The sequence below is a fragment of the Bifidobacterium samirii genome (assembly GCF_003952945.1).
GTDB classification, from domain to species: domain Bacteria; phylum Actinomycetota; class Actinomycetes; order Actinomycetales; family Bifidobacteriaceae; genus Bifidobacterium; species Bifidobacterium samirii.
This window is the reverse complement of record NZ_QXGK01000005.1, coordinates 99,425-122,571: the sequence shown is the minus strand read 5'-3', so window position 1 is coordinate 122,571 and position 23,147 is coordinate 99,425. Positions and strand designations below refer to the sequence as shown.

Below are 23,147 nucleotides of genomic sequence, written 5' to 3'. Positions count from 1 at the left end.
TGTGGATAACTCGGATGATCGTCCACAACCGGTATGACCGCATCCACACAGACGTCCGCAACCGCGCCGCAACCAGGCCGCAATCCGACCCGCAACCGCGCGGCGAACCAGCCGCCCACGCACCGCAACCACCCGTGATCGCAGCTGCGACCATGTCCATGCACACCACAACACTGGAACATACTGTCTTGTAAAGGAGGGGCCGTGTCCACCGCAGACGCACGATCCGCCGGAATGATGCCCGAACCAGAATCCGTGACGCAGACGATCGAACGTATCTTCGGGGGATCCGAACCCTCGCTCGGCGTACAGGTCGCCCAGGAGCGCGCCCGCTACGCCGCGCTCGAAGGCGTCGAATTCCCCAAGCCGTCCCAGACGCGCCTCATCGCCGTCGCCAACCAGAAGGGCGGCGTCGGCAAGACCACGACGACCGTCAACATCGCCGCGGCGCTCGCGCTCGCCGGCGCGCGCATCCTCGTCATCGACATGGACCCGCAGGGCAACGCGTCGACCGCGCTCGGCATCGAACACGGCTCCGGCATGCCGTCCGTCTACGACGTGCTCGAAGGCCGCGCCACCATCGCCGGCATCAAGCAGACCTGCCCCGACTTCCCGACCCTCGACGTCGTGCCCTCGTCCATCGACCTGAGCGGCGCCGAACTCGAGGTCGCCGACTCGCCCAACCGCAACGGCCTGCTGCGCGACGCCGTCAACACGTTCCTCGCCTCGTCGCCCGACCACTACGACTACGTGTTCATCGACTGCCCGCCGAGCCTGGGCCTGCTCGTCATCAACTCGATGTGCGCCGTCAACGAGATGCTCATCCCGATCCAGGCCGAATACTATGCGCTCGAAGGCCTCGGCCAGCTCATCAACACCATCGGCCTCATCCAGAAGCACTACAACCCGACCCTGCTCGTCTCGACGATGCTGGTCACGATGTTCGACCGCCGTACCCTGCTCAGCCGCGAGGTGTACGACGAAGTCAAGCGCCACTACCCGTCCATCGTGCTCAACACCACCATCCCGCGCACGGTGAAGATCTCCGAGGCGCCGAGCTTCAGCCAGAGCGTGATCGCCTACGATCGCCGCTGCCTGGGCTCGACGGCCTACCGGGAGGCGGCGCTGGAGATCGCGAAGCGGTCCCCGCAGGCACTGGAAGCGATTGCGATCAAGCGAGGAGAGCACTGATATGGCGAAGTCACGTTTGGGCAAGGGCTTGGGCGCGCTGTTCCCCGACCTGCCGGGCGACACGCACGACGAGCCGGCCGCCGGCCTGCCGGCGATGCCGGGCCTGATAGGCATGCCCGCGGCCGCTCCGGCCGTCGCGCCGGTCGTGCCGGCCGCCGCGACGCCGGCCGCCGCACCGACGCCGGCCGTCGATCCCGTCGACGCCGCGGCCGCCGCCGAACCCGGCATGGACCGCAAGCGTCCGTCGATGGAGAACAAGGTGACACTGCGCGCCGGCAAGCGCGCGACGATGCCCGGACTCGACGACATCGCCCACCCCGCCGACCTGTTCTTCGGCGAGACGGTGACGACCGCCGCTCCGGCATCCGCCGGCACCGCCGCAGCCGCCGCGCCGACCGACGACGCCGCATCGGGCGCGCCCGCCGCGAAGAAGGGCGGCAAGGGCGGCCGCGGCGCGAAGGCCGCAGCCAAGACCGCCGCATCGGGCGCACGGTCGGCGAAGAACGCCGCCGCATCGTCCGCCGCCGACGACGCCTCCGCCGAACCGGAACTCAAGCCGGTCGCCGGCGGCTACCTCGCCGAACTGCGCATCGGCGACATCGGCCCCAACGCGCACCAGCCGCGTACCATCTTCGACGAGGACGAACTGGCCGAACTCGCCGCCTCCATCAACGAGGTGGGCGTGCTGCAGCCGATCGTCGTGCGCCGCCGACCCGTCTCCCAGATCGAGGAATACCGCCGCCGCATGGCCGAAACCGCGGCAGCCGGCACGGACGGCGATGACGCCGCGCAGAACGCCGCACCCGGCCGCATGGACAGCCCGTACGAGCTGATCATGGGCGAGCGCCGCTGGCGCGCCTCGCAGAAGGCCGGCATGGACACGATCCCGGCGATCGTGAAGACCACCGCCGACACCGACATGCTGCGCGACGCGCTGCTGGAGAACCTGCACAGGGTCGCGCTCAACCCGCTCGAAGAGGCCGCCGCCTACCAGCAGATGATCGAGGAGTTCGGTCTCACCCAGGCGCAGCTGTCGAAGTCCGTGTCGAAGTCGCGTCCGCAGATCGCGAACACGCTGCGACTGCTCAACCTGCCGGCCGCCGTGCAGAAGCGCGTCGCCGCGGGCGTGCTGTCCGCGGGCCACGCGCGCGCCCTGCTGGCGCTCAGCGACGAGGCCGAGATGGACAAGCTCGCCACGCGCATCATCGCCGAGGGGCTGTCGGTGCGTTCGACCGAGGAGATCGTGTCGATGATGATCGCCGCCGGCGAGCAGCCGCGCAAGGCCCGCACCAACAAGAACAACCCGTGGGCCGGCTCGACCGTGCAGCAGCATCTCGAGAACCGCTTCGACACCAAGGTGTCGATCAAGGGCTCGAAGCAGCACGGCCGCATCGAGATCGTGTTCTCCTCGCCGGAGGACATGGACCGCATCCTCGACCTGCTCATGCCCGCCGCCGGCGACGGCGCGGACGCCGCCGGTTCGGACGATGGCTGGAAGTAGCCGCCGGACGTTCGGATAGGCCGGAGCGAATCGGAAACGAGGCTTGTCGGCACGGGATAACCCCGTGCCGACAAGCCTTTTCGTATTCCCGGATACTCCGATTGGTGACATGTGAAGGTCGCGGTTTCATTCAATGTGCGGAGATCCCAGCTGTTGGGTTCCGGCTTCGCAACGGATACCGCGGTGGCGCAATACCTCCGGGGGCAAGGCTGTGAGGCAATCGGCCTAGTGAGGGGAAGAATCGGGCCCTTGCACGCTTCTTTCGGCGATCTGAGGGGACGGGCCGGCCGGAGAACTTCGGCCCATCAGTCCTTTTCCATCTGGAAACCCTTGGGAATCGACCTTCGAATCGGAGGAATCTTTCCCCTCAGTTGGCGGAAAGAAGCATGCGAGGGCCCGATTCTTCCCCTCAGATCGGAAGTTCATACGGATTCAGCCGGCGATGGGACCGTATGCCCCTTCCGCACCGTGCGAAGAGCCGGCTTGCCCGCTCTGCGCGAAGGCGCGCGGGCGGGCGGCGGCGGGTTGGTACAGTGGAGCGCATGAACACAGCCATGAAGATCACGCTGGGCGGAGCGGCGAACGGCGATGCCGCCGCCGTCGCGCCCGTCGCGGCATCGCAGCACGCAACGCAGGACGACGTGCAGGACGTCGTCATCATCGGATCCGGTCCGGCCGGCTATACGGCGGCCATCTACCTGGGGCGCGCCGGCTACCGGCCGCTGGTCGTGGCCGGGGCGCTGACGCCTGGCGGCCAGCTCGTCAACACCACCGAGGTCGAGAACTTCCCCGGCTTCCCGGACGGCATCATGGGACCCGACCTGATGGACGCGATGCAGCGCCAGGCCGAACGCTTCGGCGCGCGGCTCGTCTACGACGACGTCGTGTCCGCCGACCTGACCGGCGACGTCAAGACCCTCACGCTCGACGGCGGCGACGTGCTGCACGCGCGCGCCGTGGTCGTCACGACCGGCTCGCGCTACCGCAAGCTGGGCGTGCCCGGCGAGGAGGAGTTCTCCGGCCGCGGCGTCTCCTACTGCGCCACCTGCGACGGCTTCTTCTTCCGCGGCCGGCCGATCGCGGTCGTCGGCGGCGGCGACAGCGCGTTCGAGGAGGCGCTGTTCCTGTCCCGTTTCGGCTCGTCGGTGACGATCGTGCACCGGCGCGGCGAGTTCCGCGCGTCGGCGATCATGGTCGAACGCGCGCGGCAGAACGAGAAGATCGCGTTCGCTACGAACGCGGTCGTCGAACGCGTCAACGGCGACGATTCCGGCGCGACGTCGCTGACGCTGCGCGACGTCGTCACCGGCGAGACGACTGACCTGCCGGCCGAGGGCGTGTTCGTCGCCATCGGCCACACGCCGTCCACCGGATTCCTCGACGGCGCGGTGGAGCTGGACGACGACGGGTACATCGTCGTAGACGGCGCGTCGACGCGCACGTCGGCCGCCGGCGTGTTCGCGGCCGGCGACGTCGTCGACCGCACGTACCGTCAGGCGATCAGCGCCGCCGGTATGGGCTGCCGCGCCGCGCTCGACGCGCAGGCGTACCTCGCCGGCGAGTGACCGCGGCCAATCCGGTGACCATCCGACCGTAATACGGAAGAAGCCTCCCGTCGGGGAGGCTTCTTCATAACCGGAGAGTCGGGGCGGTCCGTCAGAACAGCTGGACCTTGTCGATGTAGAACTGGTTGCCGGGCAGGCTGTCGAGCGGCACCCACACGATCACGTCCTGCGTCTCGGTCACCTTGTCGAACTTGACCTCGGTGGTGCCGGACTCGTCGAACGTGAAATCGGCGACCTGCGTGCCCTGGGTCGGGTCGCCGGTCGTGTCGGTGCGCAGGTAGCCGTGGCCGCCGGAGGAGCGGATCGTGATGCTCAGACGGTACACCTTCTGCTTCTGGTCGAGGTGCAGGTGGTACGCGTAGCCGGACTGGCCGCCCGGGTTCTCGACGAAGTCCTGCGACGTGATCGTCAGCGGCGTGTTGTTCTCGTAGTTCTCGTCCTTGTCCTTGTCGTCGTCCTTGGATTGGTCGTCGGTCTGATCGTCCTTGGCGGCGTCGTCCTGCTTGTCCTTGTCGTCGTCCTTGGACGCGGACGCGTTGTCGGAGGCACCGAACGGCACGTCGTCGAGGTTCTCCGTGGACCACGGGTCGGAGGCGTCCGCGCCGCCGATGTTCGGCGCGGTGCTGAGATTGAGCGCGTACACGGCGCCGAAGCCGGCCGCGACGACGACGAGGAGACCGACGATCACGGTGATGATCTTGGTCGGCAGGTTCGCGAACAGCGTCTGGTCGGAGAAGTCCTCCTCCTCGTTGCGGTACGCGCGCACGACGTACGGCGTCTTGACGTCCGCGCCCGCGGCCTTCGCGCCGGTGGCGTCGGGCGCGAACGACGGCATCTGGCCCGGCTGGATCGGCGGGATGACCTGCGTGCGCTCGCCGGCGCCCTGGTCGTCGGCGGGGGCGGACGACGGCGTGGCGGCCGCCCCCGCCGTGCCGGCGGCGCCCGTCGCACCGGTGGGGATGACGCTCGTCGCCATGCCGTCGGCCGCCGCGTACGCGCCCGCGGCGGGGGACGCGGCGGAGGCGACGTACATGCCGGCGTCGCCGCGCGGGCTGGCGGTCGTCGCCGCACCCTCGTCATGGCGGACCTGCGACACGTCCAGGCCGAGCGTGCTGCGGTTGATCGACGACGTGGCCTGCGTGTCGTTGAATCCGGAGAACAGGTCGCCCTTGAGCGGGGTGACGTCCATGACGTCCTCCGAGTCGAGCGCGCTGGAGAAGCGCGGCGTGGCGAGCGCCAGCGACGGCATCGGCGTCGAGTTGACGATCGACGCGGGCACGTCGATGACGTCCTGCGGGTCGGTCGGCAGCAGCGTCACGGCGGCGACGGAGCCGCGGCCGGCGACGGACGGCAATGCGATGTCGCGTTCGTTGAGCTTGTTGAGCGGCGTCCACGCGCCGAGCAGCGCGTCGACCTCCGCGAGCGACGACATCGGCGTGGCGGCGAGGCCGAGGCCGCGGCGGCAGATCAGACGGAACTCCTCGGGGGTGTCCGCCGGCAGGGCGGCGATGTCGTAGGAGGCGTCGTCGCCGGTGCGGGACGGCGTGTGCGTGAGCAGCGCGTACAGGAGCGCCGACAGCTGGCGGATGGAGCGCGTCTCGCCGGTGCCGGCGCGAGACGAGGCGTCCAGGGCGACCGGGGCGAGCATCGAGGCGACGGGCAGGTCGGCGATCTGGATGCCGGCGGCGCTCACGCGGATCGTGTCGGTGCCCAGCGCCGGATGCTCGACGCCGCGCGCGAGCAGCAGCTGGACCGCGTCGAGCGTCTCGCCGACGATCGCGCGGATCGCCTCGTAGCTGAGGACGCGGCCGGTACGGCCCTGCAGATAGTCGGTGAGGGACAGGCCGGCGTCCTCGGCGGTGACGAGCACGAGCACGTCCTCGGCCTGATGCAGTCCCAGCACCGGCGTGAAGCGGCGGTCGGCCATCAGCGACACGGTCGAGGCGACGGCGTTGACGGCGGGGATCGCCTTGCGGTCGGTGACGAGGAACAGCTGGCAGTCGCGGGTGAGCACGCGGTCGCTGGCGCGCCACGCCTGCAATCCGGGTTCCTCGCGCAGCGGTGACACCAGCGTATAGCGGTTGATGATCGTATCTCCCAGACGAGGCTTCATGCGGACTCCGTAATGCAAAGACTGTTGCGATGATTCGGGTGACATTCTAACCGTCGGTGTGGTCGAGGGGACCTCCTCCGTCGACGGGTGGAACGGCGGCTGCGACGCGGTGACGGCCGGGCGGGCGGCCGCCTGTCCGACCGCCGGGATGGCGTCGAGCATGATCGTCGCGTCGGGGTCGTTGGGGGCGACCGGGACGGTGTCGGCGGCCGACGCGGCGGCCTCGGCCGCGGTGCGGACCGGCATCGCGATGGTCGCGTCGTCGTCGGTCGCGGCATCGTCCGGCGTCGCCGATGCCGTCTCCGACGACGACGCCGACGTCGACGGCACCGCATCGGCGGCGGCGCCCTCGGCGGCCGGCGTACGACGGCCCAGCCGCGACGAGACCATCGCGACGACGTCCATCAGCTCGCGCGAGCGCAGCACCCACAGCGCGCTCACGTACAGCACGGTGATGACGATGGTGAGGATGACGCACACGCCGATCGCCTGCGGCCAGTTCATCATGGCGGCATCCGGTCCGACGGACGGGAATCCGCCGGCCGCGGTCCGCCCGTCGTCCGGCCTGTCGAGGGCGCCCGCCGGCACGAGGTCCGCGCCGACGAGCGCGTACGCGGGGACGCGCATCAGCAGACCGCCGATCGCGGCGACGACCGCGGCGACGAGCGCGCGGGCGAGCGATCCGGCGATGCGACGGCCGTCGAACGAGCCGTCGAAGCGGCGCCGCAGCGGCGGGATCAGGAACGGGAACGCGACCAGATGGCCGAGCGAGGCGGCCAGGCCGATGAGCGTGACCCAGGTGGTCGGCATCAGCGTCGCCTCGCCGGCGAGGATCATCACGACGAAGATCGCGTTGAACAGCACCATGAACAGGAACGGCGTGCGGCCGTCCTCGAACGCGTAGAACGTGCGCTGGATGATCAGATACATGCTGGTGATCGGCAGGCCGAGACCCAGCAGGGTGAGCGGCGCGGCGATCAGCGCCGCCTCATGCACGCTCACCGACGGCAGCAGCGCGAGGATGATCGGCGTGGGCATCACGACGAACGCGACCGAGAAGAACATCATGAGCACGCCCACGTTGCGCAGCGACGCGCTCAACGCCTCGCGCGCCTCGCCGATGCGCCCGTCCGCGATCGCGCGCGAGATGCGCGGGAACAGGGCCGTCGCCACCGACACGGCGATCAGCGAATACGGCAGCATGTACAGCGTGAACGCGTTCTGATACGTCGCGTTGCCGGCCACGTCCACCTTCGGCAGGCCCAGCAGCGCCTCCGCGCGCGCGGGCGCCGACGTGGCGATGCGGGTCGTGACGATGTTGGCCAGCTGGTCGATGACCACGATGCCGAGGCTCCAGCCGGCCACCGCGCCCATCGAACGCAGGCCGATGCCGTCCACGCCGAACTTAGGCCGGTAGCGGATGCCGCAGCGGGTCAGCGGCACGAACAGGATGAGCGCCTGGAACGCGACGCCCAGCGTCCACGTGCCGGCCGTCAGCAGCAGGCGGTCGGCGGTCCAGAAATCAAGCGGCTGCTCGCTGGCACGGCCGAACAGGACGAGGAACATCGTGAAGCCGGCGCAGCTGATCACGTTCGCGCCCACCGAACTCCACGCGTACATGCCGAACCGGTCCTTGGCGGCGAGGATCTGGCCGATCACCGTGTACAGGCCGTAGAAGAAGATCTGCGGCATGCACCACAGCGTGAACGCGTTCGTCAGGGCCGTCAGGTCGGGGTCGTCGGCGGACACGTACAGGCGGGTCAGCAGCGGCGTGGCGACGGCCATGAGCAGCGTCACCCCGGCCAGCAGGGAGACGGCGAGCGTGATCAGCTTGTTGAGCCGGTCCTCGGCGTCCTCCTGCTCCAGCGCGCGCACGATCTGCGGGACCAGCACCGCGTTGAAGATGCCGCCCGAGACGAGCGTGAACAGCGCCTGCGGGATCATCGACCCCGCCTGGTAGGCGTTCGCGGCCAGGCCCGTCGTACCGAGCGCGGCGGCCAGCAGGATCGTGCGGATCTGCCCGGTGACGCGGCTCGCGGCCGTACCGGAGGCCATGATCAGGGAATTGCGGCCCAGGGATGAACTCATTCGTCGGGATCCTTCTCGCGATGGAACTGACGCCACAGGCCCAGCAGGCCGAGCAGCACGGCCAGGCCGATGATCACGAAGCCGCTCATGTCGCTGATGCGCAGCACGCTCGTGATGTCGGTCGTGCGCGACGAGCCGAACTGGCGGCCGTCACGGTCGTGCAGCGTGAGCGTCGCACGGGCCGAACCGGACGCGGAGACGCGGATCTTGAACGTCACCTGCGCGTCGCCGTGCGCCGGCACGTCCACGTCGGCGCTACGCGACGTGACGATCTCCATCGACCCGGTCGACGAGCGCACCTGGACGTGCACGGGGTAGGGGAGCGTGTTGCTGACCGTCACCGGCATCTGCGCGGTCTCGCTGACCACACTCACCGACTCGGTCGGCGTGATGACGATGCCGTCGGTCAGCCACGACGCGATCGCGGCGGCGCCCTGCGTCATGCGCTGCGCGACGTCCGCGTCGCCGCCCAGCGCCGTGCGCGCGCACGCCGACTGCGCGGCGAGCAGCGCGTCCGACCATGATGCGGCCCGGCCGGACACCTTGCCGTCGCCGGCATCGACGACATCGCGCGTGATGCGCGTGATGTCGTCGCGGCTGCCCTGCAACGCGGAGAGCGTCGATGCGACCTCGGCGGACTCCGTATCGTCCAGCTGGGCGGAGTCGGCGACCATCGACAGCGCGTTGTCGCCCGACGCGAGCGGCTCCGCCTGCTCGAGCGTCGACAGGTCGGTCAGATGCAGCCACGGCGCCTGCTCCAGTGCGGCCATCAGCGTATCCACCATCGTCATGTCCGCGTTCTGGCCGAAGCACACCAGCAGATTGCGCGACGTGTACGGCTGTTCCATCTGATAGAACGCGCTCTGCGCGACGAAGCGCGCCAGACGGCCCGCCACGCTCGTCTCGCCGTCCGACGCGTCGCTCGTCGCCTGCCCCTGGGCCAGACGGCTCAGCTCACGCTGCTGGGTCAGCACCGTCACATCGCCCGCATCGGTGGGCACCACGACCGTGCCGGTATGCACGGTCGAATCATCGCTGTCGTCGAACTCATGGTCGGCGACGACCACGTCATACCCCTGCCGCTTCGCCGTCGTCAACGAATCGAGCGACCACGCGGCATCCCCCTGCCATGCGACGACGCTGCCGGACGCATTCTGGTCGCCGATCGCGTCTCGATAGTCGTCGAGCGCGGTCTGCGCGCTCCAATCCGCGTCATCGACGCCGGCCGCCGCATACGCGTCCGCGTCGCCGTACGCGGCGTACGCGGTGATGTCGAACCCGGACGGCTGCATCAGCGCCGTCACCTGCGCGGGCATGCCCGCCGCCTTCAACGTCGCCGGATCGGCGACGATCTGCAGCGCCGGATGCGCGACCGACAGCTGCTGCAGCCGCCGCTCCTGCTGCGCGTCCGCATCGTCCACGACGACGCCCGCCGCATCCTCGGCGTCCGTGTCGCCGTCCTCGACCAGCGACGAGATCGCATCCGCATCCGCATCCCAGCCGTCCGACGCGATCGGCAGTGCGACCGTCATATCCATCGCCGGCGTCTGACCGGACGCCATGCCGTCCGACGAGCGCGTCAGGAACGTGTGGACCTGGACATGCGCGCCCGCGGCGGCGTCCGAGCCGGCGCCCGTACCGTTCTGCGCATCCTGCGCGCTCTGCGCTGACGGGTCGCCCGCCGCATAGTCGAGCAGCACCGGCTTGGGCCCCCACACGGCGATCGACGCCAGCACGTCGGCGCTCGCATCGACCGTGACCGTGGCGCTCGCACCCGGCTTCAGCTCGGGCACATCCACGGCGCCAAGCACATCGGGCGTGGGAATCGGCACCTCGCCCTGCGACCAGTCCTGGATATCGGTGCGGGATGCGAAGACATGCGCCGCGTTCACCAACGCGGTCAGCGTGCCCGACGGCATCGTACGGTCGGTGCCGTTCGCGACGGTCACCCGGATGCGCCAGCCCGACGACGCGGTGACGACCGCCGTCGCCTCGTCGATCGTCAGCGTCGGCTCGTCGGCGCTCGCCGGCTGCTCGGCCGACTGGCCACCCGACTGATCGCCGTCGGCCGTATCGGCGGCGTCGGCCGTGCCGCCGCCGGTCGCACCGGTGCCGCCGTCGCCGCTGAGGGATGATTGCCGGTCGGCGTCGTCGGCGAGCGCCCGCGGCGCAAGGAGCGTCATGCCCGCCCCCGCGCCCAGCACCAGCGCCGCCGCCGCCATCGCCGCCCACGCGCGTTGCGCGATGCGTCGCGCGCGGTTCGTCGGGGGAGTGGTCACGTCATGCCTGCCTGTTCAGTTTCCTGGCGTAAAGCCATGCGATCTTGCGTTCATTAGGATAGCTGAGCACGCCGTCGAGGTCGGCGAAGTCGACCCAGATGGCGTCCTCGGCCTCGTGGTCGGGGTCCCCTTCGACGGTCAGATGGCCGCCGATCTGCCTCAGCGCGTAGTGGTGCACGAGCTTGTGGACGCGCTGCGTGGTGCCGGTGAACCAGTAGTCGATCGTGGCGATCGAGTCGACCACCTCGCCGAGGATCCCGGTCTCCTCGTGCACTTCGCGCACGGCCGTCTGCTGCGGCGTCTCCCCCTTCTCGATGTGCCCCTTCGGCAGGCACCATTCCAGGTGCCCGCTGCGTGAATGCCGGGCGATGATCGCGACCCGGCCGTGCTCGTCGAACACGAGTCCGCCCGCCGAGTATTCGCGTACGACCGGCAGTTCCTGCGCGTCGAGCGACGCGAACGTGGTCGGCCCGTCCGACGTGCGCCGCTGCGGCATGTTCGCCGGCGACGGGCGTCGTGACGCGGTGACGATCGTCGCGGCGATGATGGTGCGGTCGGAGGCGACCGCGGCCGCGAGCGCGGTCGTCGCGACCTGCGTCGCGGTCTCGTCCGCCGTCTGCTGCGCGTCGGCGGATATCGCGGCGTCTTCGGCGACGTCGGCGACGGTCGCATCGTCATCGGCGACGATAAGGGCGGCGTCCGGGCCGCCGGCGCAGATGGCGGCTTCAGAGATGACGGTCGTGTCGGCGGCATCGCCGGCGACCGGTGCGGTCGGGACGGCCGGAACCGTCCGCGCGGTCGGAACCGTCGGATCGGACGGTCCTTCCGGCTTGGTCGGGGCGTCCGCTGCGGCGTCGTCGGCGACGCCGGGCAGGTCGGCGGCGCACGGCGCGTCGTCGCGCTGGCCGCAGCGGCGCGCGCGGCCGAACACGTCGGACGGCGTGACGCGGGCGCGCGTCGGCGACGGCTCCTGCTCGGCGGGCGCGGTCTGCGACGTGTACATGAGTCGGTCGGGCGCCAGCGGGTCCAGGGCATGACGAGGCGACGCATGGTCGAGCATGCGTGCGAGGTCCGCTGGCGTAATCATGGTTCCCACCTTACCCAACTCTTGTGCAGGACGGGTGACGCTATGCTGATAAGGTACAAGTTTTTTGGTCGCGAAAGGGTGCGCGTGAATTTCGAAGTATGGCCGGAAGCCATTGAACTGGGACGTCTGTTCGCCGAACAGGGGTATGAGCTGGCGTTGGTGGGCGGTCCGGTGCGCGACCTGCTGCTCCACCGCCCGTCTCACGACCTGGATTTCTGCACGTCGGCGCGACCGGAGGAGTTCGAGCCGATCCTGCGCCGCTGGGGGCGCGACGGATTCTGGGACATGGGCCGCAAGTTCGGCACGCTGGGCGCGATGCGCCGGCGCGACGACGGCACCGAAGTGCAGGTCGAAATCACCACGTACCGCACCGACTCGTACGATCCCGAGTCGCGCAAGCCGGAGGTCGACTACGGCGACACGCTCGACGGCGACCTGTCGCGCCGCGACTTCACCGTCAACGCGATGGCGCTGCGCGTGCCGCAGCTCGAGTTCGTCGACCCGTTCGGAGGCGCCAACGACCTCGCCAAGGGCGTGCTGCGCACCCCGATCGACCCGCATCGTTCGTTCGACGACGACCCGCTGCGCATGATGCGCGCCGTGCGCTTCGTCGCCCAGCTGGGCTTCCGCATCGAACCGGAGACCGCCGAGGCGATCACCGACATGGTCGACCGCATCGGCATCGTGTCGGCCGAACGCGTGCGCGACGAACTCGTCAAGATGCTCATGTCGGACCGTCCGCGCGCCGGCATCGAGGCGCTCGTCGAATCCGGCCTCGCCGACATCGTGTTCCCCGAGATCCCCGCCCTGCAGCTGGAGATCGACGAGCACCACCGCCACAAGGACGTGTTCGAGCACACGATGATCGTCATCGAACGCGCCGTCGCGCTCGAGACCGGCCCGGACGGCCCCGTGCCCGGCCCCGACCTGACGCTGCGACTGGCCGCGCTCATGCACGACATCGGCAAGCCGCGCACCCGCCGCTTCGAGGCGGGCGGCAAGGTCAGCTTCCACCATCACGACGCGGTCGGCGCGAAGATGACCCGCAAGCGCCTGCGCGTGCTGCACTTCGACAACCACATCGTCGACGACGTGAGCGAACTGGTGAACCTGCACCTGCGCTTCCACGGCTACGTGGACGAGCCGTGGACCGACGCGGCCGTGCGCCGCTACGTGAAGGACGCGGGCGCGCTCTACCACCGGCTCAACCGTCTCACCCGCGCCGACGCGACCACGCAGAACCGACGCAAGGCGATGGTGTTCTCGTCCGCGATGGACGAGATGGAGCAGCGCGTCATCGCGCTCAAGGAGCAGGAGGACCTCGACGCGATCCGCCCCGACGTGGACGGCAACGAGATCATGGAACTGCTGGGACTCGAACCCGGCCCGATGGTCGGCCGCGCGTACCGGCACATGCTTGATTACCGACTCGACAACGGTCCCGTCGACCACGAGACGGCCGTCGCTGAGCTGCGCCGCTGGTACGAGAGAGAGACCGCGGGCGCATAGCCGTCGGTATCCTCTTCTCGGACGCGCTATCTCGTGCACTGAGGGCAGATTCCGGACTGTGCGCAGCGCTATACGGCAAACTGAGGGCACTTGTACTCTCCGCAACCGTCACATGTGGCGCAACATTCGGCCAAGGTCTAAGGGGCATGACAGGTGCAGGGAGAGTACGGGTGCCCTCAGTTTGCCGTATAGCATCTTGCAAACCCCGGAATCTGCCCTCACTATGCAACATAGTTCTCCGGAACTCGCGGCGGACGCGCGATCGCATGGTCTGCGTGCGCATTGCGAAGGTTGGACGGTCCGTAACCTCACAACGGACACGCAGACATAGTCGTCGCGTGTCCGTTGCGAAGTTACGGGGGCGGGGAAGCGGCGGTTACTGGGCGGTTTCGGCCTGCTGGTCGGCGGACTGGTCGGCCTGCGCATCCTCCTCGGTGGGGTCGGCGACGACCTCGTAGTGCGGCAGGCCGGTCATCTGGTCGGCGGCAACGCAGCCCTCGATGTCGGCGATGTCCTTGTCGGCGCCCGGCACGTCCGCGACCGGCACGAGGTCGTTGAACGTGGCGCCCAGCACGACGTCGACGCTCGTGTCCTCGCGGTCGTCCATGACGAGCACCGCGTCGGTGAAGTTCGCGTTGAGCGTGTACGCCTCGGCGATCGCGTTCTTGCCGAAGCGAATCATCGTGCGCTCCAGGTCGGTGTTCTGCGCGCCGTCCACGTAGTAGGTCTGCGGGTCGTTCATCGGGAAGCCGCGCTGGACGAGCGCGTTGCGCACCGCCTTCGCGAAGCCGACGTGCGCGGTGCCGTTGAACACCGTCACGTTGACGTCGCGGTTGTCCACGTACTTGCGCGTCGAACCGTCCTCGGCCTTCGGCACGCACGGCGCGGTCACGCCGTAGTTGGGCTGCGTCGCGGACGTCTTCACCACGCCCAGCCCGAACAGGTGGAAGTAGAACATGAGCGCGACCACCAGCAGCACGACCAGCAGGGACCCGGCGACGGCGAACACCTTGCGCTGACGGCGTCGCATGTACGCCTTACGGGCTTGCCTCTCGTCGTATTGCTCAGTCATTCCTTGTCCTTCCCATTCCCACGAGACTGGTTCAAGAGTAGCGGCACTACGTGACGCCGACGCCGGTGGTCAGGCGACGGTGATGCGCGGCGTAGCCGGGGCGTCGGCGGCGATGATGCGGTCGACGCAGCCGGCCGACTCCCATGCGCGGCGCACCGCATCCTCGACGGTGGCCGTCGGCGTGAACGCGACGACCGACGGGCCGGAACCGGAGACGAACGCCTGCGTCGCGCCCGCCGCCCTCGCCGCGTCGATCGCGAGGCCGCTGCGCGGGTGCAGCGTGACGGCCGCATGCTGCAGATGGTTCTCGCCGCCGTCGCCGGCGCCGAGCCGGTCGAACGCGGCGTACACGGCCGGCGTGGACAGCGCGTCGTCGTACGCGCCGACGAGCAGACGGCCGGCGAACCCGCGCGCGGCGAGGTCGCGGCCGCGCGGCGAATCGGCGGGGATGTCGTCGATTCGCTCGCCGAAGCCGGTGCCGTGCGCGACGCCGCCGGTCAGGCAGAACGGCATGTCGGCGCCGAGCGTGGCGGCGACCGCGCGCAGCCGGTCGATCGGCCAGTCGAGTGCCCACAGGATGTTCAATGCGAGCAGTGCGCCGGCCGCGTCGGCGGATCCGCCGCCCAGACCGGCCGCGACCGGGATGCGCTTGGTCAGGCGGATCGCGACGTCGGGCTCTCGGCCGGCGGCCTGCGCGAGGGCGAGCAGCGCCTTGACGGCGTGGTTGCGGCGCGCGTCCTCGTCGGACAGGGCGTCGGCGGCCGGTGCGGCGAGGTCGCCCAGATGGTCGCCGGCCAGCGCGAACGTGAATCCGGAGCCGGGCGCGCGGCGGGACACGGCGACGGTGTCGTAGACGCCGACGCCGCAGTAGATCGTGTCGAGCGCGTGGCGGCCGCCCCATTCGGCGCGCGGCTCGCCCACGTGCAGGGTCAGGTTCGTCTTGGCGGGCACGTCGACGCTGACGGCGGACGGCTGCTGCTGGTTCGTCACGATGGGCTCCTTCCGGGGATTCACAACGGTTCTGCTGGTGCGGTCCGGTCGTCGGCGGGTCGGCGTCGGCCGGACCGGCGGAGGACTACTCGGCGTCGGTGGTCGGCTGGGAGTCGGAGGAATCGGCATCGTCGGCGGCTGCGGCCGTATCGGCGTACGTGTCGGCGACGGCGGCGCACGCGCGTGCGAGCGCGGCGAATTCGCCGATCGTCAGCGTCTCGCCGCGGCGGGTCGGGTCGATGCCGGCCGCCTCGAACGCGCCGGCGGGCACGGTCTTCTTGAGCGCGGCGTGCAGCGTCTTGCGACGCTGGCCGAACGCGGCGTCGATGAGCGCGAACGTGGCCTTGCGGTCGGCGTCGCCGACGAGCGCGGCCTGCGCGGCCGGATTATGACGGTCGAAGCGCACGAGCGCCGAATCCACGTTCGGGGCCGGCCAGAACACGTTGCGGCCGATGTTGCCGACGCGGCGTGCGGTGCCGTACCAAGCGAGCTTGACGCTGGGCGTGCCGTAGATCTTGCTGCCCGGTTCGGCGGCGAGACGGTCGGCGACCTCCTTCTGCACCATGACGAGGAACGAGTCGAGGTTGGCGAAGCGTTCCAGCAGCGTCAGGATGATCGGCGTGGCCACGTTGTACGGGAGGTTCGCGACGAGCGTGAAACGGTCGTCGTCGTTGAAATCCGGCAGGTTCGCGGGAGCGACGGTCAGCGCGTCGCGGTTGACGACGCGGAAGCGGTCGACCGCGTCCGGCATGTATTCGCCGATCGTGCGCGGCAGGCGTTCGGCGACCGGCGGGTCGATCTCGACGGCCGTCATCGTCGCGCCGGTCTCCAGGATCGCCAGCGTGAGCGACCCGAGGCCCGGGCCGACCTCCATCACATGCGTGTCGGCCGTCACGTCGGCCTCGCGCACGATGCGGCGCACCGTGCCCGGGTCGATCACGAAGTTCTGGCCGAACTTCTTGGTGGGGCTGATGCCCGCGTCCGCCGCGATGCGACGGATGTCCGCCGCGCCCAGCAGCCTGCCCTGCTCTTCGTTCATCTCATGCCTTTCGTCGGTCTTCTCTGTATTCTCGCGTGTTTCGTATGGTCTTGCAGCGTCCGGTAGGCCCCGTGTCGTCGTGCTTGGCTGCGGACGGATGCCCTCGCCGGTCGGTGGCCCGCCAGTCTGCCGCACGATCGGGGCGGCCGTGCCGGATCAGTACCAGCCGACCTCTTCGGAATGCTGCCACGCCTTGGACGGTGAGCCGTAGCGTTCCGCGATATAGGCCAGACCCCAGTCGATCTGGATCGCGGCGTCGTCGCGCCAGTCCGCGCCGAACACCGCCATCTTGTCGGCGGGGAGCGCCTGCGGGATGCCGTACGCGCCGGATGATGCGTTCTCCGCATCCCAACGCCAGTTCGACTCGCGGTTCCACAGCTTGACGAGGCAGTCCCAGTCGTCGCCGGTCCAGCCGCGCTGGGCCGCCGCGCCCGCCGCATAGGCCTGCGCCTGCGCCGGCGTCGGATGCCACAGCCGTGCGGTCGAGCTGCCGTCGGACGAGCCGCCGGAACCGCCGGACGATGAGCCGGAGTCGCTGGAACCGCCGCTGGATGAGCCGCCGGAGTTCCCACCGGAATTGCCGGCATCATCGGAACCGCCGGACGACGATCCTCCGTTGGACGATCCGCCCGAGTCGTCGCCGCTACCGCCGGAATTGCCGGAATCATTGGAGCCTCCGCCCGACGTTCCGCCGCCGTTGCCGGCGTCGTCGGTCGAGCCGCCGGTCGTACCGGAACCGCCGTCGCCGGAATCATTGGAACCGCCGTCGCCGCCGGTCGTGCCGCCTGACGTGCCGGAATCGGATGAGCCGCCGCCGGTCGCGCCGGACGATCCGCCGGTCGCGCCGCTGCCGCCGGACATCGAACCGCCGGACGAACCGGGTGTGCCACCGGAACCGGCCGCATCATCGGACCCATTCGACCCGCTCGACGGGCCGACGGCGATGATCGTGTCGAGCGCCAGCTTGACGACGGTTTCGGAGGCGAGCGTCTCCGACTCGACCTCGCCGTCGACGTATGTGACGTCGTAGACCTGCCGGATCCGGCCGTCCTCGCCCTGCTGGCGGACGACGGATTCGCCCGGCGCCAGCGACGGGTCGACGACCGTCTGCGTGCCGTGCGTCACCGTCGTCATCCGTGTCTCCTGGCCGACCGTGACGCGCTGCACGCGCAGGATCGTCTCGTCGCCGTCGCGTTCGACGCTGACGCGGTCGTCCTTGCCGACGGTGATGCCCTTCGCGTCCAGGATCGACGCGGCCGGCAGCTTGCCGTTCGGCGCGACCGAGGTCTTGCCGTCCGCGATGACCGTGACCGGGCCGTCCGCGTCGATGACCATGCCGCCGGTGAGCTTGTTGTAGATGTTGCCGATGTCGACGGTGATCTTCGCGGCCGCATGCTCGTTCGCCTCGAAGAAGCCGAGCAGCTGGGCGGCGCTGGTCGCGGTCGTCCAGAACGGGACGCGCTGGCCGTCGATCGTGATGGTGGTCTGGTAGGCGCTCTGCACGGTCACGACCGCATGGTCGGTGAGCCGGTCGCCGCCGGCGCTCGACTCGACCAGGTCGTGCGTCTTCACGTCGACGCCCATCCGGGCGAGCAGGCGCTGGGCGCTCATCGCATACGTGACGACGGTCGTCGTCTCCCCGTTGACGGTCACGGCGACGGTCTTGCGCGCGCCGACTGCGAACGTGCCGACCATCATCGCGGTCACGCTGAGCGCGCATGCGGCGACTCGGATGCGGCGCAGACGGGCGAATCGTTGCGGGGTCCATCGTCTGGCCATGCGGTGCACCTCGTTTCCTGACGTTGCGGACGGTCTATCTGGTCCAGGGGGATGACGTGCGCGACGACGCGATGCGCACAAGGGTGCATTGTACCGGCCGAACCCGAACGGCGGCTGGGTCGGGGAGGAGAGACGGGAGGAGATAAAGAAAAAGTGGGGGCGGGAGAGAAGGGGAAGTACCCGCCCCCACTACAAGGGCAGAGCCGGTTGGGGGAACGCTCTGCCCACTCACCAGAAGCTACAAGTTGGGGGAAAGCTTCTGGGTTGCTTACTCAGGGTAAGAACTCCGCGCAGAAAACCACGCTAGTGCCTACTATACGCCGTTTTTCTGCGTGACGAGCCCCCTGTCGGGATCGAACCGACGACCTGCCGCTTACAAGGCGGCCGCTCTGGCCATCTGAGCTAAGGAGGCTTACCGCGTCCGAATGCCTCGGATGCGACGAATGACAAGCATACCAGCACTTTCGGAATGTTCAATGTCGCGCCGTGGGTCGGTGCGGAACGGCCACGCTTTTTTGTTTGACGAATTTCCTAATAATGTCGCTGTTGTGCGTGTCGCGTCCGTTTTTACGCCGCCGGGGAAATCCGCTGTCCGGATGATGGTCCCGTATCGTGACCGGCCGTCCGATGCCGTGGGTATCGGACCTTCACTATGGACGCGCAATCGGGATGCGCGCGTGCCCGTTGCGAAGTTTCGGACAGTCGTTGCTTCGCAACGGACACGCAGACCGTCCGATTGCGCGCGCGTTGTGACGTTTCGGCGGGCAGGCCGTCCCGGACCGGCTCCGATCCGGGACGGCCCGGCGGAATCACTCGCTCTGGCCGGTCATCACGTCGATCGGCTTGCCGTCGGCGCCGATCGACGGCAGCGTCGCCCCGTCGCCCAGCTTGTCGGCGGGCAGACCGATCGACTCCAGGAACGCGTCCTTGACCGTCATGCCGGCGGCGCTCACCTCCGACAGGTTCCAGCGCGTGCCGTTGATCGTCAGCGCCGGCGTCGTGAACGTGCCCTCGAAGTTGCCGGACGTGTTGAACAGCTCCGGACGCTTCGGCGTATACGCGTTGACCGCGGCGAGCCAATCATCGTAGTCGCGCGTCATCGCCGCCTGCGCCACGTCGTCCGCGACGCCCGCGTCGATCGCCTGCTGACGGATCTCGGCGTCGCCGACCGGCTCGTAGCCGCTGCCCTCCTCCGGCTGGAAATCATCGGCGTACATGTTGGCGATGAAATCGAGCAGATGCGCCGGATCGTCGTCATGGTCGGCGATGTACAGCGCGGCGTTCGCGGCGCGGCTCGAATACTCGTCCGTCGAATAGCGGTCCATGAACGACAGGAAGTGCAGCTCCAGATTGATCTGCCCGGCATCGACCAGCTTCACCAGCGTCGGGTCGAGCTGACGGTTCACGCTGCCGCATCCCGGGCACATGAAATCCATGTAGATCGCGATCGTCGGCGCGCCGTCCACCGTCGTGCCGTAGCCGTCCTTCGAGATCATGATGCCGCCCTTGTCGTCGGCGCGCGCCGGCTTGCCGGAGACGGCCTGCACCGCCTGGTACGCATCGTCGACGCTGACCTCCTCGGCGGCCTCCTGCGCCGCCTGATGCGTCGAACGCCAGAACATCACGCCGCCCACCGCCAGCAGCGCCACGATCAGCGTCACCACGATCGCGCCGATCACCGTCTGCTGCCGGCGCTCGCGCTCCGCCTGCTCGCGCGCGGCCTGCTCGGCCCGCGCCTCGGCGGCGCGCCTCGCCGCCCGGCTCTTGTCCCTGTTGCCCTTGGCCATGATGATCCTTCCCACTGCGGCCCGCGCGCGGCCGACGGTTCCCGCCGCCGGCCCGGCTGCGCGACCGACGATACGGCCTTGCGATCGCGCCCATCATAACGGACGCGCGTGAGTATCGCCCACGGGTGAAGCCGGGGCGGACGTCACCAGGATTCGCCGGCGAACGGCCACCAGTCGATCGGCGAACCGAGGCCCATCGCGGTGAGCGCGGCCAGCGTGACCGTCAGCCAGACAGCCGCCAGGATCATCGTGCGCGTCGACGTCGGCGACCCGTCCTCCGAACCGCCGCGGGCGGAACCGGCGAGCGCGCCCGCGCCCAGCCGTACGGCCGACGTGCGATGCGAGAACGTCGCCGTCAGCCATCCCACCGCCATCGCCGCGGCCGACACGACGCCGCCGGCCGACAGCGGCGCGTCGGCGGCCATCGGCAGCGTCAGCCACGACGGGCCGAACGTGACGTTCGACGTCGGCAGGTCGAAGATCAGCGCCGCCAACGCCGATACGACGACCATGAACACGCCCAATGCGAGCGTGCACGCGGCGGCGGCGCCGGCCGCGCGCAGCAGATGCCACGGCAGACTCGCCGCCTGCACGAGCCCGTCGGTCGACGTGCGGCCGCCGCGGCGCTCCTCGCGCGACAGTCGCGCGTCCACCGAAAAACCGAACGTGAACAGCGCCCACAGCAGCGCGCCTGCCGCCAGCACCGCCGCGAGCGGGATGCTCGCCGCGACCAGCGCGAGCGGGATGAGCAGCAGCGTCACGACGCCCGACCCGGCCGACAGGTAGCGGGCGCGCCGCGTCGCCGCATCCGCGTCGTCGGCGTCGCCGTACGGGTCGTAGGAATCGTGCGCACCGTAGGTGTCGTCAGCGTCGTCGTCGAGACGCCGGCCGAACCAGCCGCGACGGGGCCGGGTGCGGTCGTCGCCCGCCGCGTCGCCGGCCGGGCCGGACGCCGCCGTGCCTGTCGCGCGCCGGACCGCGCGTCCGGACGGTCCGTCATCCACCGGCTCGCCGCCGATCTCCGTCAATGCGTCGTCGTCGGGGACGTCGTCGGAGCGTTCGTCGCCGTCCATCAGGAACGCCGGCGGGCGGCCGTCCGCGGACGGCTGGTCGAACAGCGACGACTGCGTCCACTCGCCCGACGTCGGTGCCGCCTCGCCGCGCGCGGCGGTCTCCGATCCATACGCTCCGGCGAGGAACGACGGTACGCGGCCCGGCGGCGTGACCGGCGCGGCGATCACGGTCGTGCCGTCCGACGGCGACGACGTAGGTGCCGCCGGCATGCCGGGCGCACGATCCGCGGCGGGCACATTGCGCGAATTGCGTACGATGCGTCCGCCGCTGTCGGCGGCAGGCGCATCTGCCGGCATGGCAGCCGGCGGCAGGACGGTCGTCGATTCGCCCGGCGACGGCATGGTCGTGGACTCCGCGGACGGTACGGCGGCAGCGGAACCCGCCGGAGAAAGCACGGTCGTGGACTCGTCCGGCGGAACCGGCGGCACGGCTCCCGACGGGTCCGACGGCTGGTCCGCCGAACGCCCGTCGGTCGCGTCGGTCGCGTCGGTCGCGTCGGCCGGCGTCTCTGGCGTCGCATCCGCGGACGTATCGTCCAACGCAGGCGCGCCGCCGGACAGCACGTCCATCGGCAGCATCTCCATCACCTGCGACGGCGCATCCGTCGGCAGCTCGACCGCGGCCGACGCGGTCGACGGCGCCGGTGGGACGGGCGGTGCCGACCGGTCGACGGTCGGCGGCATCGGCGGCATCGAAGACGGCGCAACGAACGCTGACGGATCGCCACCCGCCGTGGCGATCGGCGACGGGGGCGCCGGCGGCATGCCCGCGCCGGCCTCAGATATGGAAGTCCCGACTCCGCCGGCGATCCCGCGGGCCATACGCCCGCCCGCGCCGGCCGCACGACGCTGCGCGCGACGCCACAGCAGACGCGGATTATCCGCGCCGGAACCGTCAAAAGGGTGCACCACCCCCATCTCGCCGCTTTCCAGCGCCGCATCCCGCCACGCGAACGGGTCGAGCGCGTCCATCATGATCGCATGCAGCAGCTGGTCCGGCGTGCAGCGGCGACGCCGGTCCGGATGCAACGCGGCGCGGAACGCGTTCATCGTGCCCGCCGGTAGACCCGTCAGATTCGCATTGCCCGCGGCCGCACGCTCCAGCACCGCCATCATCGGCTTCGTGCCGAACACCGGCGCACCCGTCGCCGCGAACGCCAGCACCGACGCCAGCGACCACCAGTCCGTCATCTCATCCGACTCCGCGCCGTCGATGATCTCCGGCGCGATGAACCCCGGCGTGCCCATCACCAGACCGGTGCGCGTCACATGGCTCTCCCCGCCCGACATCGCGATGCCGAAATCCACGATGATCGGCCCCGATGCCGCCACCATCACATTCGTCGGCTTCAGATCGCGATGCACGATCCCCGCCGCGTGCACCGCCTTCACCGCCTCGATCAGCTTGCGCGCCAGCCGTTCCAGATCATCACCCGTATAGCGGCCGTTCGCCTTCACGTCGTCACGCAGATTACGGCCCTCGATCAGCTCCGTCACGATGAACGCGACCGAATCATCCAACTCCATATCCACGATGCCGCATACACCCGGATGATTCACCCGCTTCAACGCCATCGCCTCGCGGCGCAGGCGCTCGCGGGCCGTCAGGCGTTCGCGCAGCGCGTCGTCGTCACCGTCGTCGACGCCGTCCTCCGACAGCGAATCGCGCAGGATCTTCATCGCATACTCCTGGCCGCCGCCGTCGTTGACGCGCCAGACGGATCCCATCGCGCCCGCGCCGAGGCGCGACACCAGCGTGTACCCGCCGATCAGGGCCCCCGGTTCCAGATTCAATGCGTTCAGATCGCTCATGTGGCCCCATCCTAGCCAAGCGTGCCGAAACCGGCGGAATTGCGCCGCTGACACGCCCATCGGGAGTCTGTCGGGAATCCGTCGGGAGTTCATCGGACGGCCGTCGCCGGCTGCCGGCCGCCGCCGATCGCGACGCGCGCGGGCATGCCGTTCGCGTACGCGAAAACGCCGTTTACGCAAAACCGGTGGCGCGGCCGGGCGCATCGTGGTAGCAGATTATGCGCCCGAAACGACAGGATGGGGGAGCCGGGCCGCGACGCGG

Annotated in this window: 12 protein-coding genes, 1 tRNA gene and 1 pseudogene; 4 read left to right on the top strand and 10 right to left on the bottom strand. The window is 69.7% G+C overall.

The genetic code is table 11. The features are described from left to right. The first annotated feature begins 204 nt into the window (after positions 1 to 204). The 3 genes from D2E24_RS03900 (at position 205) to trxB (ending at position 4,257) form a co-directional block, all read left to right on the top strand. Positions 205 to 1,191 (top strand): ParA family protein, encoded by a 987-nt coding sequence (locus D2E24_RS03900; protein WP_420897469.1) that lies wholly within the window; start codon positions 205 to 207, stop codon positions 1,189 to 1,191. Between the two features lie 94 nt (positions 1,192 to 1,285). Next, on the top strand, positions 1,286 to 2,692 hold the full coding sequence (locus D2E24_RS03895; protein ID WP_420897473.1) for a ParB/RepB/Spo0J family partition protein: 1,407 nt from the start codon (positions 1,286 to 1,288) through the stop codon (positions 2,690 to 2,692). A 542-nt stretch (positions 2,693 to 3,234) separates the two neighbouring features. Further along, positions 3,235 to 4,257, top strand: coding sequence for a thioredoxin-disulfide reductase (gene trxB, locus D2E24_RS03890; RefSeq protein ID WP_164520990.1), 1,023 nt, complete (start codon positions 3,235 to 3,237; stop codon positions 4,255 to 4,257). A gap of 91 nt (positions 4,258 to 4,348) precedes the next feature. On the opposite strand, the gene D2E24_RS10440 is transcribed toward trxB, so the two are convergent. Genes D2E24_RS10440 through D2E24_RS03875 form a run of 3 tightly spaced genes read right to left on the bottom strand, consistent with a single transcriptional unit; the run spans position 4,349 to position 11,740 of the window. Beyond that, positions 4,349 to 8,458, bottom strand: coding sequence for a murein biosynthesis integral membrane protein MurJ (locus D2E24_RS10440; protein ID WP_206430917.1), 4,110 nt, complete (start codon positions 8,456 to 8,458; stop codon positions 4,349 to 4,351). Next, a complete protein-coding gene (locus D2E24_RS03880; protein WP_125968017.1) occupies positions 8,455 to 10,737 on the bottom strand; it encodes a DUF6049 family protein in 2,283 nt (760 codons plus the stop codon). Before D2E24_RS03880 ends, D2E24_RS10440 begins: the two co-directional genes overlap by 4 nt. Before the next feature lies 1 nt (position 10,738). Further along, entirely contained in the window at positions 10,739 to 11,740 is a 1,002-nt protein-coding gene (locus tag D2E24_RS03875; RefSeq protein WP_420897472.1) for an NUDIX domain-containing protein, read from the bottom strand. A 168-nt stretch (positions 11,741 to 11,908) separates the two neighbouring features. Here D2E24_RS03875 and D2E24_RS03870 point away from each other — a divergent pair, with 168 nt between their 5' ends. Then, positions 11,909 to 13,333 (top strand): CCA tRNA nucleotidyltransferase, encoded by a 1,425-nt coding sequence (locus D2E24_RS03870; RefSeq protein WP_125968015.1) that lies wholly within the window; start codon positions 11,909 to 11,911, stop codon positions 13,331 to 13,333. A 376-nt stretch (positions 13,334 to 13,709) separates the two neighbouring features. On the opposite strand, the gene D2E24_RS03865 is transcribed toward D2E24_RS03870, so the two are convergent. The 7 genes and pseudogenes from D2E24_RS03865 to D2E24_RS10790 all read right to left on the bottom strand — a co-directional run. Continuing rightward, entirely contained in the window at positions 13,710 to 14,405 is a 696-nt protein-coding gene (locus tag D2E24_RS03865) for a LytR C-terminal domain-containing protein (protein ID WP_125968014.1), read from the bottom strand. Positions 14,406 to 14,474: 69 nt separating this feature from the next. Then, on the bottom strand, positions 14,475 to 15,395 hold the full coding sequence (locus D2E24_RS03860) for a GHMP family kinase ATP-binding protein (protein WP_241222839.1): 921 nt from the start codon (positions 15,393 to 15,395) through the stop codon (positions 14,475 to 14,477). Between the two features lie 85 nt (positions 15,396 to 15,480). After that, entirely contained in the window at positions 15,481 to 16,434 is a 954-nt protein-coding gene (rsmA, locus tag D2E24_RS03855; protein WP_125968012.1) for a 16S rRNA (adenine(1518)-N(6)/adenine(1519)-N(6))-dimethyltransferase RsmA, read from the bottom strand. A gap of 156 nt (positions 16,435 to 16,590) precedes the next feature. Further along, positions 16,591 to 18,213 (bottom strand): aggregation-promoting factor C-terminal-like domain-containing protein, encoded by a 1,623-nt coding sequence (locus D2E24_RS03850; protein WP_125968011.1) that lies wholly within the window; start codon positions 18,211 to 18,213, stop codon positions 16,591 to 16,593. Between the two features lie 338 nt (positions 18,214 to 18,551). Continuing rightward, a tRNA-Thr gene (locus D2E24_RS03840) sits at positions 18,552 to 18,625 on the bottom strand. Positions 18,626 to 19,022: 397 nt separating this feature from the next. Beyond that, on the bottom strand, positions 19,023 to 20,000 hold the full coding sequence (locus D2E24_RS03835) for a thioredoxin domain-containing protein (protein ID WP_125968009.1): 978 nt from the start codon (positions 19,998 to 20,000) through the stop codon (positions 19,023 to 19,025). A gap of 2,018 nt (positions 20,001 to 22,018) precedes the next feature. Then, a pseudogene (locus D2E24_RS10790) lies at positions 22,019 to 22,885 on the bottom strand (serine/threonine-protein kinase); the annotation flags it as partial. Positions 22,886 to 23,147: the final 262 nt, after the last annotated feature.

Excerpts from the sequence above, each read along its gene's own strand:
- D2E24_RS03895 (WP_420897473.1), top strand. The coding sequence starts at position 1,286 with ATGCCGGGCCTGATAGGCATGCCCGCGGCCGCTCCGGCCGTCGCGCCG.
- trxB (WP_164520990.1), top strand. The coding sequence starts at position 3,235 with ATGAACACAGCCATGAAGATCACGCTGGGCGGAGCGGCGAACGGCGAT.
- D2E24_RS10440 (WP_206430917.1), bottom strand. The coding sequence starts at position 8,458 with ATGAGTTCATCCCTGGGCCGCAATTCCCTGATCATGGCCTCCGGTACG.
- D2E24_RS03875 (WP_420897472.1), bottom strand. The coding sequence starts at position 11,740 with ATGTACACGTCGCAGACCGCGCCCGCCGAGCAGGAGCCGTCGCCGACG.
- D2E24_RS03865 (WP_125968014.1), bottom strand. The coding sequence starts at position 14,405 with ATGACTGAGCAATACGACGAGAGGCAAGCCCGTAAGGCGTACATGCGA.
- rsmA (WP_125968012.1), bottom strand. The coding sequence starts at position 16,434 with ATGAACGAAGAGCAGGGCAGGCTGCTGGGCGCGGCGGACATCCGTCGC.
- D2E24_RS03850 (WP_125968011.1), bottom strand. The coding sequence starts at position 18,213 with ATGGCCAGACGATGGACCCCGCAACGATTCGCCCGTCTGCGCCGCATC.
- D2E24_RS03835 (WP_125968009.1), bottom strand. The coding sequence starts at position 20,000 with ATGGCCAAGGGCAACAGGGACAAGAGCCGGGCGGCGAGGCGCGCCGCC.